Source organism: Pseudomonas sp. BJa3, assembly GCF_026343815.1.
Taxonomy (GTDB): Bacteria; Pseudomonadota; Gammaproteobacteria; order Pseudomonadales; family Pseudomonadaceae; genus Aquipseudomonas; species Aquipseudomonas soli.
This window is the reverse complement of the sequence record NZ_JAOXMC010000398.1, coordinates 1-251: the sequence shown is the minus strand read 5'-3', so window position 1 is coordinate 251 and position 251 is coordinate 1. Positions and strand designations below refer to the sequence as shown.

Here is a 251-nt window from a genome sequence, read left to right as displayed (position 1 = left end):
CGGGACGCCACGCATGAAGATTCGACTGGGCACCCTCGACATCGGCCTGTTCCGCTATCTGGGCCTGTGGACGGCCGTCGCGCTGCTGTTCACCCTGCAGGCGAAACTCAACAACGGACTGGACTCGCCCAGCTGGCCGCTGTGGGACCTGATCCGCTGGTCGCTGATCCAGTGGTACACGTGGGCGGCGCTGGCGCCGGTCGTGTTCCGTCTTGCCGAACGCTTTCCGATACGCGACGCGACGCGCTTGA

Annotated in this window: 1 protein-coding gene; it reads left to right on the top strand. The window is 65.7% G+C overall.

Annotated elements, in window-relative coordinates; translation table 11 throughout:
- Positions 1-13: 13 nt before the first annotated feature.
- Positions 14-251 (top strand): hypothetical protein (locus OH705_RS28170; RefSeq protein WP_267303564.1); only part of this gene is annotated, 238 nt, incomplete at its 3' end.